Origin of the sequence: Bacillus sp. NP247 (assembly GCF_018966865.1) — a bacterium.
GTDB lineage: Bacteria > Bacillota > Bacilli > Bacillales > Bacillaceae_G > Bacillus_A.
On sequence record NZ_CP076653.1, the window covers coordinates 2,879,521 to 2,893,567 of the forward strand.

Genomic DNA, 14,047 nt, shown 5'->3' on the forward strand with positions numbered 1-14,047 from the left:
CCTTTTTTAATTCTTACAAAAATGTAAGTGTAATGTAATGAGATTCAATAGTAGATTTTATTCCTTCTTTTTAAAATGGATGTATATATATCCTGCAAGGGAGGAAGATTTATTATGAAGAAAAAAATGATCACTACTATAATAGCGATGATAGTGATAGTAGTAATGTTACTGCCTACGAAACTTGGACCAGTTATTGATAAATATAATCCACTTTATACGACGAAAGAATACTATACAATTGTGGATACGATTGGTCAGCATGTCGGTGATGAATGGTATGAATATGAATTTATTGCATTTGACGAACGTGGAAAAGAACAAAAAATAAAGAAGACTGTTAAGCATATGTTAAAGAGAGATGAAGCGTTAAAGGTGTACGCAAAAGGACGCTACGGCGAGTCAATTGAAGAAATTGAAGCTGTAAATATTCCTATTAATGCGAAGAGTAAACTTTTAACGGTGAGATAGCGAATTATACCCCCGCCTATTTTTTGTCGAAAATAAAAATACTAAGTAGGGGTATTTTGAAGTGCATGAAAGAGCCTTAGTCCATATGGACTAAGGCTCTTTTTATTATATAAAGGGGAAGGGGGTACATTGTAATAGCATGAGTGAAAGGTATAAGAAGAGTAGGCTACTAGCAATGTAATTTGGTTATGTGAGTGTTCTTCTTATTTGGCTTACTTTCTAACTTTATTGTACGAAATATAGGTAAGGGAAACTATCGAATTACATTACACATAGCTTACAAACATGTAAGCCTTCTGTAATGTAATTCGATGGTTAAAATATAGTAAATTTCATATAGTGTAACTAGAAAGTCTCACTGTATCACTTTCTGTTTGTAATGTTAATGAAGAATGAAAAACCAACGAATTTTTAATAGCCCTCATCTCTATTTAGATGAGGCTCTTTTTTAAACCTTACAAGATTGTAAGGTTTACGTAAGTTAATTCGATAGTAATTTTGTCATATTTTTTGCATAATAGATACAAATAGATAAAAAATAATTAGGGATATATTAAGAAGGGAGAAAACTGGGATGAGTAATGAAGAAGTAGTGAAGTTTCCAATTAAAGATTTCTGTAGCTACTTTACTGTTGCCATAGTATGTATTGGATTATTTGATATAATAACAAATTTAATTGTTAACTAATATAGATGATAAAACAAGAAGGGAGACCCTTTCTTGTTTTTTTTATGGGGGCATAAAGATGAAATGGATTGATAGCCATATACATGTTGACCAATATGAGAATGAAGAGAAAAGTAGATTAATTAAAGATGTGGAAAACAGTAAAGAGATACAGGGGCTTATTGCAGTATCTATGAATTATCAATCATGTCAAGAAACGCTATCTTTAGTAAAGCAATATCCTTTTATACATCCAGCAATAGGTTTTCATCCGGAACAGCCAATTAATAAAGAGGAATGTGAGCAAATTTATAAATTAATTGAAGATCATGTAGAGGAAATCGTTGCGATTGGTGAAGTGGGACTCCCGTATTATTTAAGGAAAGAAGATGAAGGTATTACTATACATTCATACATAGCGGTATTGAAAAGATTCATAGAACTAGCTAGTAAGTATGATTTGCCGATTGTATTACACGCAGTTTATGAAGATGCTGACATCGTATGTGATTTACTTGAAGAATATAAAGTTTCGCGTGCACACTTCCATTGGTTTAAAGGAAGTGAAGCGACAATGAAACGGATGATGAGGAACGGTTATTATATTTCTATCACACCGGATGTTTTACATAAGGAGAAAATTAGAAAAATCGTTTCGTATTATCCGCTTAAATATATGATGGTAGAAACAGATGGTCCATGGGAATTTCAGAAGGATACGATGACACATCCTTATATGATAAAAGATGTATTACAAGAAATTAGTATAATAAAAAAAATATCAGTAGAGAAAGTTGCAGAGCAAATATATGAGAATACGGTGCGATTGTATCAAGTTATTGAGTGATAGCAAAAAACACCAAGCATCTCGCTTGGTGTTTTTTATGATTCTAATTTTTTCGCACGTCTTAATAATAAAAGAAAGACAATTATAATGAACCCAATTATAAGGAAGAATCCATATTGTTTTATATAATCAATTATATCATTCATACTTGTTGGTTTTTCAACGTGAATGCCGTCTTTATTAGTAGTAATATGAATATCTTTCATTTTTACTTCATTCGTTTCTTTTTGTAAATCAATCCACTCTATGTTTGGGATACTTTCTAGTTCCCTTAATACCTCTTTTAATGGTTTAACGCCCAAGTAAGGATGATAAAATGCACCGATAATTCCATCGGATAATTTAGAAATAGATAAAGCTTTTTCTTTCATATTTGTAATAGTTTGTGGTTTATCTTCTTCAATAAATCCAACTGTTTCAGGCATTAATTTCATTCCATGTAAAAATGATGGTGTACTCGTGTATGCTGGTGAGTGCATTGATTTCCAAGTTGTATCGTTTAGTTGTAGTTGTCCTACATAAGTTGAAAAATATTGTGATAGTATTTCATATCCTTTTTGAGACATTGTATAGTGCGGAGCTTCAAAGGCAACTGGATATAATTTTGCTCCTACAAGCTCTGTAATCCCTTTTTCAATATGCTCTTTAGTATATTTTTCTTCGAAGGATTTTCCATTTTCTACGTATTTAGTATAGTCTTCTGTAGACTGAAAATCGTCTTTTAGCTTTGGTATTTCATGATTCGGTTGGCGAATTGGTTGATCTGTTTTTACATCCCAAAATTCAAAACCTTCGCCAGTTTCACTATCATAAAACTGATGGGTGTAACCATGCATAACGATAGAACCGCCGTTATCTTGCATAAAGCGTAAAACATCGATTAATTCAGAGTTATCCTTTAAATGTACTGTTTTTCCTGTGTCTGGATCTTTGTAAACAGGGATAACGGTAATCATATAAGGGAGCTTTTTCTCTTTTAGTAATTCAGCAATTTCTTTTAATTGCTTTACATCTACAGCTGGGTGAACGTCTTCAAGACGTAAATAAGCTGCAGTTTTATTTGTCATAGGCTCTTGTCCGAAGTAAGAAAACAACATTTCACCGACGTAATGGGACATCCAATCAAAAAGGTTTGGAGTCGCGACATAATAGGATGTTCCTTGCTGAACGATTAACGGATGGATTCCATCGGCACTCAAGGCATTAGCAAGAGTTGTTCCTTTTGTTTCAACTTTCTTCATTAAGCGTTCTTCATGTAATTCATTTTTTAACTGGCGAGTCGGATATTCTATAGTGTGAATTCGTATATCGGTTTCTTTCGAGGTAATGAAAGAAAAACGATTAGATAATTGTTCAACATTTTGTCCTAAAACTAATACTGGACCTGAGAAGTTTTCTAGAAATTGTTTTACTTCAGTAGAAAGGTCTTCTTTTTTCTCTCCGATATAAACAATATGTGTATAAGAAGTTGAATCAGTACTTTTACTTATTTCTTTCAAATTTTTTACTGTTATATTATTTGTAAAGTGTCCTAACTGAGTATTAAGGATTTGTACATTGTTTGTAATTTTATCGTCTTCTGTACTATACAAAACGAGTACTTTTGGTTTTGATGATGTTTGCGCAGAGGTATGTATAGGAATGAGTAGTAAAATGCTGAAAAAGATTAGTAGAGTTCTTTTCATTTATGTATTCTCCTATTCTATATATGTAATTCAATTTACAATTATATACAAAAAATAAGTTATAGTCTATGTAAGTTACATTTTTGCACGTATTTACCATATGTTTTTTCACAAAATCGGTCTAAAGCATGATGATAATATGTATAGTTATTTGCTATGATTAAAGAGTAAGAGAATGATAGAGTGTAGGTAATTGTGAAGGGAAGGCTGAAAGGGGACAAATTTCAGCGGAGAAAGAGGTAGAGGTAGTGAAGAAATTCTTTGTAGGATTTTTAGTTGTTCTTGGAGTGTATTTATATTTCCAAGGAAAGTCTGAAGGAATGGGTAAGCTAATGAATGAAACAAGCTATGTTGATTCAGAAGAAGCAAAACAGATGAAACAAATCATTATAGAGGAAGCAAAGAAAGTAAAGCTTCCGGAATGGATACCTCTTACAATTGCCGAACATGAAAGTAGGTTAAATCCAAGAAGTGTTGGAGATAACGGGACTTCATTCGGGTTGTTTCAATTACATCGCGGTGGTGGGCTTGCACCAGATCATTTAACAGATGAAGAGTTGAAAGATCCACGTACAAATGCACAAATTGCAATGCCGCATTTAATGAAAGGGTACAAGCGCGGGGTGCAAAAAGGTTTGACTGATTTTGCATTACTGAAATATATAGCGAATACATCTGGATGGCCAGGGAATTTAGGGCCAGAATGGACGGATAATAATATGAAGTATAACATCGGATTAGAGGATGTATACTATCGAAATAAAGGCGTGATAAAGTGAAACTTTAATCAGCGGGGGAGTTTGTTCATCCACCGCTGATTATTAGCCTTCACCAATCGGGCTTTTACGGGCAGTTGATCTTCCACCTAACTTCCTCGGATTCGCCGAGTTTTGAGGTGGGAGTTTTACTGCCCGTTAATGCGGGATAAAAGAGTAGGTTTTCTATACCTACTCTGTTTTTCTATGAATAATTGTATCCTCTTGCCTCGTGAAATACTGCGCTAATTGTATTTTCACATCTTCTAGTTATGTAGAAACTTGCGGTATTTTATAGCCTACATACAACGGTGAAACTACAAACCTGGGAACAACTTTACAAATGATTTTTCCGTTTAGGTGATAGAAGAATAAGTTATAACTACTACACCCTTTATGGAAATCCGTTAATATGTAACATACAGTTTGCTGAATGTAACTTGCCATTTCATCTATAGATGCAATATCTTCAATGATGATGTTAAATTCAGTAAAACCGATAATGGGGCGCTCAGAAATATTAAGTTCAATGCGTTCGTTTTTTTGTACAATTACCCCTTGGAAATTTTCGTTTTCTATGTTTGCGAGATAGTCTACATATTTCATTCCGATAATTTGCATATGCGCATGATGCAAACTTCCACCTGAAAATGGACCATGATTTTTATATAAAATAACAGATGTAAATTCATCACTTTTCTGTAAGTCTAACCAGTGTTTAATGGAAAAACAAATTAGTGATCTCATATGTTCTTCTGTATATGTTGCGATATGATCATCACAATTATCCGTTTCAATTAGCACAGTTTGAAATGTATCTTTTAGTGTAGGGAATTTATTTTTCAACCAAATAATAGGACCCTCGGTTGCTAAAATATCAGTTAAATTTTCTCTGTCACAAAAAGGACAAGCAGCACTTCTATTACGAATACTTTCTGGTTTTTGTTTGCCAATATCATTCAAAAAATAAAGTTGTTGTGTATCCATTTCTCTATACCCCTTTTAAATGTGTGTAAAACTTCCGTCTAATACATTCGGGAAAAGGAGGGGGAAATCCTTTAAAGGAAATAGAGCAAAAATAAAAGACAAGATATCCTTATTACAATAGGGTACCTTGTCTTTTATTTTTTCTTTAATAGTGTGTATGGATAATATAGAGCATTTTCATTTTGTTTCTTTTTTCTATTTTTCATTGTGTATAAGGCAATTGCTGTACTTGCGATTACAATAATGGCTTTCTTCATATTCATATACCCCTTTTTATTGTTGGTTTAATTCTTGGCTAACTGCTTTTGCATCGACTAAAGCGTGTAAAACCATTTTTACCATGTTCATCATAGTTCTTTCCTCCCTGTTATAGTTCGTTTAATTCTTTTACAACTGATTGTCCGTTCACTAATACCTCAAAGATTACTTTTACGATTTCTTTTATCATGATTGTTTCCTCCTTTATTTGTCTCTCTTGTTTACATCTTTATTGTATAGGGAGGCGTCTTTTCGTACTATCGCTTTCCATTACGTGAACATAACAGTTTTGTAAGATTTGATGTCACTTATTGAAATGTTTAGTCTATCTTCATTATTTTCAGAAAAATGACTATTCAAACATGAAATGGGAAAGTATAATAAAGAAGTAAGTATTAAATTCCGTACGAAAGGAGTGAATGAGATGAAATGTTCTTTAGCTACGCGCGCAAAATTTTTAGATTATATCTATATTTGTCGTGCGATTTTTCATGATGTAGTTGTTAACGGGATACGTATGCCCTTTTTTAACAATTGCATAGTAGCTATTGAACGATAGAAATCTCTTCACCCATTTTTGATAAACGTGTGAAAAGGGAGCTATTTTGCTTCCTTTTTCTATGCCAAAAACCATGGGGAACGTTTCTTTCCCATGGTTTTTTATATTGAAAGGAGTACGGAAAATGACAATTTGTAGTGTACATAATGTAAAGAAATCTTTTGGTGGAAACATCATATTTGAAAATATATCGCTTGAAGTAAAGAATGGTGAACGTGTTGGGTTAGTTGGTCGTAACGGTAGTGGGAAGACAACAATCTTTCAACTACTAACAGGAATGGAGAATGTGGATGCAGGGGCCATTCATATGAAGAAGGGTACACGTATTGGTCATGTGGCACAAATTCCAAAATTTGATGAGGATATGACTGTATATGATGTATTGAGTTCCGCGTTTAAAGCAGAAAAGGAATTAGAAAGAGAAATGCATGCTTTAGAAAAAAATATGGCGGAAGAACAGGAATCATCTGCTTTACAAAAATTGATGGAGAGATACGGAGTAATTCAAGAAAGGTACGCGTTTCTCGGTGGTTATGAAATAGAAGCGAATATTATGAAGGTAGCAAATGGTCTACAGGTGACGGAACTATTTCCCCGATCATTTATGGAGTTAAGTGGTGGAGAACAAACAAAAGTAAGCCTTGCGTACATGCTATTGCAGAAACCAGATTTACTTTTATTAGATGAACCAACAAATCATCTGGACTTATTTGCAGTCGAGTGGTTAGAGCAATTTCTAAAAGAGTATATAGGAACAGTTATGGTCATTTCACATGATCGCTATTTCTTAGATGAAGTTGTAACGAAAATTTTTGATTTAGAAGATGGAGAAATTCACGTATATCATACGAACTATTCACAGTTTGTTGAGGAAAAGGAAGAAAGATTGCTTCAAGAATTTCAAGCGTATCAAGAACAGCAAAAGAAAATAAAGAAAATGAAAGAAGCAATTAAGCGCTTGCGAGAATGGGCAAATCAAGCGAATCCGCCGAATGAAGGATTGCATAAGAGAGCGAGAAATATGGAACGTGCATTAGAGCGCATAGAGAAACTAAAGAGACCCATTTTGGATAGAAAACAGATGGGACTTCAGTTTGAAGGGCAAGAGAGAAGCGGGAAAGATGTTGTTGTAATGAAAGAAGTGAGTAAAGGATTTGCTGACAGATCTTTATTCGAGAAAGTAAATTTGCATATTCGTTTTCAGGAGCGCGCAGCTATCGTTGGACGTAACGGTACAGGAAAGACTACGTTATTAAAATTACTACTAGAAGAAATGAAGCAAGATACTGGTGAAATTCGGATTGGTAGTAGTGTGAAAATCGGTTATTTATCGCAACATGCGTACGGGAATATGAAGAACAATGTATTGGAAGCTTTCAGAGATTGTGTAGCTGTAACTGAGGGAGAAGCAAGACATATATTAGCGCGATTTTTATTTTATGGTCCAGCTGTTTTTAAGAAAGTAACGCAACTTAGCGGTGGAGAAAAAATGAGGTTAAGACTCGCGCAACTTATGTATCAAGATGTTAACTTTCTCATTTTAGATGAACCGACGAATCATCTTGATATTGAATCAAGGGAAGTTTTAGAGGAAGCCCTTGAACAATATAACGGGACGATTTTAGCTGTTTCACATGATCGTTATTTCTTAAATAAATTGTTTGAAAAGACATATTGGATTGATGAGCACAAATTATTTGAGTTTGCAGGGAACTATGCATGGGCTCGTCAAAAGTGGGAAGAAATAATTGAGAAACAAGTAGCAAAACAGAAGCAGCAACAGCAACAGCAAGGGAATAGAGCGTTAGAAGTAATGCCTATAAAAAAGAAGAAGGCTAGGAATTTAGAGGAAGTTGAAAGCGAGTTAATGCATATAGAAGAAGATATATATGCACTTGAATGTAAAATGGAACATGTAGTTGATGTTGAAATGCTTGAACAATTGTATGAAGAAAAAACGAAAAAAGAGTTTTTACGAGCGGAGTTATATAATGAGTTAGAGAATATTGTGGGGTAAAGAAAATAGAATGGAAGAGCAAGTTGTTTTCTCATATTTTGAGGGAGGGCTTGTTCTTTTTTCTATAAGGAAAGAGAAAAAATTGGTATAATTTTCTTGTTGATGCGATAACGAGACGAACTTTAGGTTATTAAAATGTGAGGAGAATTTTATGTTAGGATACGCGCGGATTGCTACAATCGTTATGATTTGTTTCGTTTACGCAAATCATGTTTCACGTGAAACAGCAAATTTACAAATTTTTGTCGGTATTGCACTTTTCATTTATATTGTGAATCATATTTTACTTGTAAAAGCAAAAGAGAGTAGGAAACTCATTTTTTATACCTTGCTCGCAAACGGTATTGTCACAGCATTATTAGGATTTTTATTTCCCGAGACATGTTTGTATTTAATTATATTTGGAATTGATGCGGTAGGATTATTTATTCATGATTGGCGTAAAAGTATGACTTATTTTTTCATCGCTTTTTTCTTTCTTTGTTGGTTTATAAATATAATGCATACGTACCAACATACAGGGAGTTTGGAATTGGAGAGTAATGCAATTAACTTTATGTTTATCATTTTTAGTGCTTTAGCTGGAAACTTAATAAAAAAACTTACAGCTGCTAGGCAAATGGTAGATGAGCAATATGGGGAATTAGCATTATCTCATACAGCTTTAAAAGAAGCACATGAACAGTTAAGGCTATATGCCAAAGAGGTAGAGGAATTGACAGCGGTTCGGGAGCGAAATGATATTGCCCGAGAAATTCATGATACCGTCGGTCATAATATGACAGCTTTGCTTGTGCAGTTGCAACTAGCGGAAGCACTATGGAAGCAAAACTCAGATACGACAGAAACGGTTTTACATACATGTTATGAACTGGCTAGAAAGTCACTTCAAGAAGTAAGAGCTTCTGTTCATGCTTTAAAAGAGGAAAGTAAACTAGGAAACATAGTAGAAAATATGCGTGGAATGTTGAATGAATATTCTAAAATGACGAAAGTACAAGCATCTTTTCGATTGCAAGGAGATCCTGTTACAATTCCATTGTCGCTACACCCTACATTACTTCGTATTATGCAAGAGTCTTTAACAAATGCAAAACGTCATGGGAAAGCGAGTTTATGTGAAGTGAGTTTAACTTGTTCAATGAAACAAGTTAAACTCTGTATTTCGGATAATGGTGTGGGAGTCAACGAGGTAAGTCCAGGTTTTGGTTTACTTAATATGAAAGAACGTGTAGAGGAACATGGTGGAACTATTCAATTTGAGAGTGAGATAGAAAAAGGCTTCCAGTTACAGATTGAATTTCCGCTTCAGGAGAAAACATGGTTAATAGGGGGAACGGTATGATTCGCATTATGATTGTTGATGATCAATCACTCATTCGTGATGGTTTAGCGATGTTATTAAATTTACGTCCAGAACTCGAAGTAGTGGGAACGGCTACGGATGGAGACGAAGTGATACAAAAAGTGAAAGAGCTACATCCTGAAATTATTTTGATGGATATTCGGATGCCTCGTATGAATGGTGTTGAAGGAACACGTTTAGTTAGAGAACAGTTCCCTCATATAAAGGTTCTTATGTTGACGACTTTTAGTGATAGTGAGCTTATTTTTGAAGCATTGGAGCAAGGGGCGAGTGGTTATTTATTGAAGGATATGGAGACAGATGCAATCGCGCAAGCAATTTTAACGGTGCATAGTGGCGGGGTTGTGCTTCCTCAGGATATAACAGCGCAAATTATAGAGGAATTAAAAAAGAAGAAAGTGGCAGTAGAGTGTAACCCACCAGAACAACTAAAACAATTAACTGAGCGAGAAGTAGATGTTTTAAGGGAAATTGGGCTTGGTTTAAATAATAAAGAGATTGCTGAAAAGTTATTCATTACAGAGGGAACTGTAAAGAATCACGTTTCTAATTTGATTAGTAAGCTAGAACTGAGGGATCGAACACAAGCAGCAATATACGCAGTAAGATATGGTGTTACGACATACACATGACTTTTGGCATATATAAGTGTGAAAAAGCAGCGGAATTTGCTGCTTTTTTATTTTGTATTTCTATCTCAAGGGTGATGGAGAGAAGAAGAAATTTTTCTACAATGAAAGTGTAGATGAATGCAAAGGGGCTGAATCAATATGTTAGTCATAGATCATATTACGAAATCATTTGGCAAGAAGGAAATCGTAAAGAATGTTTCTTTTGAAGTGAAAAAAGGTGAAACATTTGGATTGCTTGGACCAAACGGAGCGGGGAAATCAACGACGATATCAATGATTTGCGGGTTAATTCCATACGATAGTGGTGATATAAAAGTTGGTGGGAAATCTGTAAAAGAGTATCCATTAGAAGCGAAAAAGAAAATCGGTATTGTCCCGCAAGACATTGCGCTGTATCCGACACTTTCAGCAAAGGAAAATTTGATTTTTTGGGGAAAGATGTACGGTTTAAATGGAAAAGTTGCAAAAGAGCGTGCAGAGGAAGTGTTAGCTTACGTCGGTTTACAGGATCGGGGAAAAGATAAAATTGAAACATTTTCAGGTGGAATGAAAAGGCGTATTAATATTGGTGCAGCACTGATGCACGAACCAGAGTTATTAATTATGGATGAACCGACAGTCGGGATTGATCCGCAATCGAGAAATCATATTTTAGAGACTGTTAAAAAGTTAAATGAAAAAGGTATGACGGTCATTTATACGAGTCATTACATGGAAGAAGTTGAGTATTTATGTGAGCGAATTGCCATCGTTGATCACGGAAAGGTAATTGCACTAGGAACGAAAAGAGAGTTATGTAATCGTCTAACAGATGGATTTATAGTGAAATTGCAATTAAATCGCTATAGTACGGAACTGCTACAAAAGTTGAAAGCACTACCTGTTGTTGAGCGGATTATTTTTGACGAAGATAATAGCACAATTGACATTGGACTAAATGGTAGCGAGGCAATTGGTACAGTTGTTTCAGAAGTTGTTGAGAACAAAGCTCAAATTTTAAAACTGGAAGTACAAGAACCGAATTTAGAGGCACTCTTTTTACAATTAACAGGACGTTCACTGCGTGATTAAGGAGGTTAGTGCGAGATGAAAAGTTTCATTATTGCATGGAAAGATTTAAAAATCCGTTTAATTGATCGCCGCGGATTTATGATGATGTTAATTATGCCGCTTTTATTAACAGCGATTTTAGGTTCAGCGTTAAGTAATGTATTTGATAGTGGTGGATTACCGAAAACAGTAATTGGCTATTATCAAGGGGGAACGGATGAGTTTGCAGATGTCTTTCAAAAAGATGTACTGCAATCTAAAGAAATAAAAGATGATGTGAAAGTAAATGTAGTTAACTCTCAGGAAGAGCTTGAAGATATGTTAAAGGAAAAGAAAATCGATGTAGGAATTGTCATCCCAAATAAATGGAGCGAACAAATACAAGATGGAAAATTAAAAGAACCAAAGGTGCTTATAGACCCATCAAAAGATATACAAGCGAAAATTGCCGAATCAATGATCCGCTCTTTTTCAGAACGTGTTCAAACAGTCGCAGTATCTACTAAAAGTGTTGTAACAGAATTAGCGAAATCTCAGCATGGTGATGTAGCACAAGTTGCAAAAGAAGTAAGTGGAAGTCTCCAGACGATAGCAACTGCAAGTGTGGATAACATCCAAAAAGGAACGATAGGTAAAAAAACAGTTGCAGCGATGCAATATTATGCAGCAGCGATGTTAGTCATGTTTTTACTATATAACATAACAGTAGGTGCGAAGTCAGTTGTAACAGAGCAACGAACCGAAACGTTGGCGCGGTTGTTCAGTACACCGACGAGCTCATTTTCAATTTTATTCGGGAAGTTTTTAGGTACATTACTATTTGCCTGTATACAATTTGGAATATTTATAGTTGCTACACACTTTATGTTTCATGTGGAATGGGGCGAAGACGTGTCTCAAATAATAGTGTTAGGGGTTTCGTATGCAATTTGTGTTTCTGGTTTATCCATGCTAATTGCAGCCTTTATCCGTGAGGAAAAAACGGCAGATTTAATGGGGGGAATCGGCATTCAAATATTAGCTATATTAGGTGGATCAATGTTACCGATTTACGTATTTCCCGATACGCTTCAAACAGTTGCGAATATTGTTCCAAATAAATGGGCACTTACAAGCTTCTTAAATATTATGTCGGGAACATCTTGGGATGTGCTACTCCCTATTATTTTAAGTTTATGTAGTGCAGGAATTATCTCCGTTATGATTGGAACGTTACGTTTACGTACGAGATAGGAGGGGAAATGATGAAGAAGGTTTGGGCACTTTGTTGGCTAGAATTAAAACAAATCTTAATTAAGCCACAAAGTTATATACTCATGTTTGGAATGCCTATTATTTTCACACTTATTTTCGGTGGGCTTTTAGGTGGAAGTGGGAATGAGAAAGTAAATGTTAGTTTAGTAGATAAAGATGGTTCTGTATTATCTAGCAAGTATTATGAGGAAATAAAGAAAAGTGATTTAATTTCTATAGAGAAGGTAACGTATGCGGAAGGGAAACAGAGGATCGAAAACAAGAAATCATCTGGTATAATCATCATTCCAAAAAATTTTCAAAAGAGTATGCTAGATAGAAAGGTAGAAAATATTCAATTTCAAGCCAGTGCTGATTTCACTGGTGGAGCTTCTGTAGAGCAAGTATTAGCAAGTGCATTAAAAAAGATGGAGATAGAAGTTAGTGCAGCAAGAGATTTTGAGAAGAAAAGTAACACTCCGTGGGAAACGATGTATGAAACAATTTATACAAAAGTAAATCCTGTTTCGATTCAAAAAGAATCGATTTTACATGATGATCAAAAGTTAAATAACGTTACAGGTCGAGCGGCAGGTTTTTCAATTCTATTCGTCATGATTGTCATGTTAAGTGTGACGGGAACTATTTTGAAAGCTAGACAACTTGGGGTTTGGTCTCGTTTATTAGGGACACCAGTTTCAAAAGTTCAAATACTAGCAGGTTATATCCTTTCCTTCTTTTTAATAGGGTGGATTCAATTTGGTGTTTTAATGATATTAACGCATTCATTATTTGATGTGCAGTGGGGAAATTTATTAGGGGTTATTACACTCGTTTCAGTATTGTTATTAACCGTCATTGGTCTAGCTTTATTATTGGCAAGTATAGTAAAAACAACAGAACAGCAGTCAGCACTAGGTAATATCGTTGTAATTTCAACATGTATGATTAGTGGTCTTTATTGGCCGGTTGAAATTGAACCAGCTTGGATGCAAACAGCGGCAAATTTTGTTCCGCAAACGTGGGCGATGCGTGGCTTTACGGAGTTAATTGTAAGGGGAGGTACATTAGCAGATATAGGAGGATATATTGGTATACTCATTTTATTTGCAGGAGTATTTTTCGTAATTGGTTTAACAAGAATACGTTATGACTGAAAAAAGAAAGCAGAGTTCACAGCTTTACGCGCTGAACTCTGCTTTCTTTTTGTGTGGCATCTTCTCTCGTTGAAATTATAATAGCGATCCCGAGCATAATAAAAAAAGCTAAAAAGAGGACGAACTTTGGGAAGAAAGGGAATAGTAATAGTGCCCCGACTATCATAATCGTTAATAATATATAGTGCAGGACATATTGGAATAGGTTGTCCATGTTTTCGCCCCCTTTTTGGTAGTTGATTGTTATTATTCTATGCGTGGCTATTAGGTAATAGAAGGTGTTTTTTGTTTTTTTGAGAGAAAACAATTAGTAAGGATTGACATACCTATTGAAAAGGAATAATCTTGAAATCAATTCATACT

General features: G+C 34.7%; 13 protein-coding genes and 1 pseudogene. 10 read left to right on the forward strand and 4 right to left on the reverse strand.

Translation table 11 applies throughout. From position 1 onward, the window contains the following. Window positions 1–114: 114 nt before the first annotated feature. Entirely contained in the window at window positions 115–471 is a 357-nt protein-coding gene (locus KPL75_RS15240; RefSeq protein ID WP_219916867.1) for a YxeA family protein, read from the forward strand. Between the two features lie 746 nt (window positions 472–1,217). Next, the gene (locus tag KPL75_RS15245; protein ID WP_219916868.1) at window positions 1,218–1,985 is read left to right on the forward strand and encodes a TatD family hydrolase; all 768 of its coding nucleotides are present in this window, start codon (window positions 1,218–1,220) and stop codon (window positions 1,983–1,985) included. 35 nt (window positions 1,986–2,020) lie between these two features. Here KPL75_RS15245 and KPL75_RS15250 read toward each other — a convergent pair whose 3' ends face one another. Beyond that, window positions 2,021–3,670, reverse strand: a complete 1,650-nt coding sequence (locus KPL75_RS15250; RefSeq protein ID WP_219916869.1) for a DUF2334 domain-containing protein — start codon at window positions 3,668–3,670, stop codon at window positions 2,021–2,023. 248 nt (window positions 3,671–3,918) lie between these two features. Here KPL75_RS15250 and KPL75_RS15255 point away from each other — a divergent pair, with 248 nt between their 5' ends. Further along, window positions 3,919–4,449 (forward strand): transglycosylase SLT domain-containing protein, encoded by a 531-nt coding sequence (locus KPL75_RS15255; protein WP_219916870.1) that lies wholly within the window; start codon window positions 3,919–3,921, stop codon window positions 4,447–4,449. A 249-nt stretch (window positions 4,450–4,698) separates the two neighbouring features. Here the strand turns inward: KPL75_RS15255 and KPL75_RS15260 are convergent. Further along, window positions 4,699–5,412, reverse strand: a pseudogene (locus KPL75_RS15260) (DUF4931 domain-containing protein); the annotation flags it as partial. A gap of 134 nt (window positions 5,413–5,546) precedes the next feature. Then, window positions 5,547–5,675: a spore coat protein B gene (locus KPL75_RS15265; RefSeq protein ID WP_219916871.1), complete on the reverse strand. Its 129-nt coding sequence runs from the start codon at window positions 5,673–5,675 to the stop codon at window positions 5,547–5,549. Window positions 5,676–6,094: 419 nt separating this feature from the next. Between KPL75_RS15265 and KPL75_RS15270 the strand changes: the two genes are divergently transcribed. The 7 genes from KPL75_RS15270 (at window position 6,095) to KPL75_RS15300 (ending at window position 13,684) form a co-directional block, all read left to right on the forward strand. After that, the gene (locus KPL75_RS15270) at window positions 6,095–6,229 is read left to right on the forward strand and encodes an RAxF-45 family protein (RefSeq protein ID WP_002139888.1); all 135 of its coding nucleotides are present in this window, start codon (window positions 6,095–6,097) and stop codon (window positions 6,227–6,229) included. 124 nt (window positions 6,230–6,353) lie between these two features. Next, entirely contained in the window at window positions 6,354–8,246 is a 1,893-nt protein-coding gene (abc-f, locus tag KPL75_RS15275) for a ribosomal protection-like ABC-F family protein (protein ID WP_219916872.1), read from the forward strand. A gap of 151 nt (window positions 8,247–8,397) precedes the next feature. After that, entirely contained in the window at window positions 8,398–9,591 is a 1,194-nt protein-coding gene (locus KPL75_RS15280; RefSeq protein WP_219916873.1) for a sensor histidine kinase, read from the forward strand. Beyond that, on the forward strand, window positions 9,588–10,244 hold the full coding sequence (locus KPL75_RS15285) for a response regulator (protein WP_219916874.1): 657 nt from the start codon (window positions 9,588–9,590) through the stop codon (window positions 10,242–10,244). Before KPL75_RS15280 ends, KPL75_RS15285 begins: the two co-directional genes overlap by 4 nt. Window positions 10,245–10,382: 138 nt before the next feature. Then, on the forward strand, window positions 10,383–11,315 hold the full coding sequence (locus KPL75_RS15290; protein ID WP_002151356.1) for an ABC transporter ATP-binding protein: 933 nt from the start codon (window positions 10,383–10,385) through the stop codon (window positions 11,313–11,315). 15 nt (window positions 11,316–11,330) lie between these two features. Then, window positions 11,331–12,527 (forward strand): ABC transporter permease, encoded by a 1,197-nt coding sequence (locus KPL75_RS15295; protein WP_219916875.1) that lies wholly within the window; start codon window positions 11,331–11,333, stop codon window positions 12,525–12,527. Between the two features lie 11 nt (window positions 12,528–12,538). Then, window positions 12,539–13,684 (forward strand): ABC transporter permease, encoded by a 1,146-nt coding sequence (locus KPL75_RS15300; protein ID WP_219916876.1) that lies wholly within the window; start codon window positions 12,539–12,541, stop codon window positions 13,682–13,684. Between the two features lie 16 nt (window positions 13,685–13,700). On the opposite strand, the gene KPL75_RS15305 is transcribed toward KPL75_RS15300, so the two are convergent. Then, entirely contained in the window at window positions 13,701–13,898 is a 198-nt protein-coding gene (locus KPL75_RS15305; RefSeq protein WP_002151361.1) for a hypothetical protein, read from the reverse strand. Window positions 13,899–14,047: the final 149 nt, after the last annotated feature.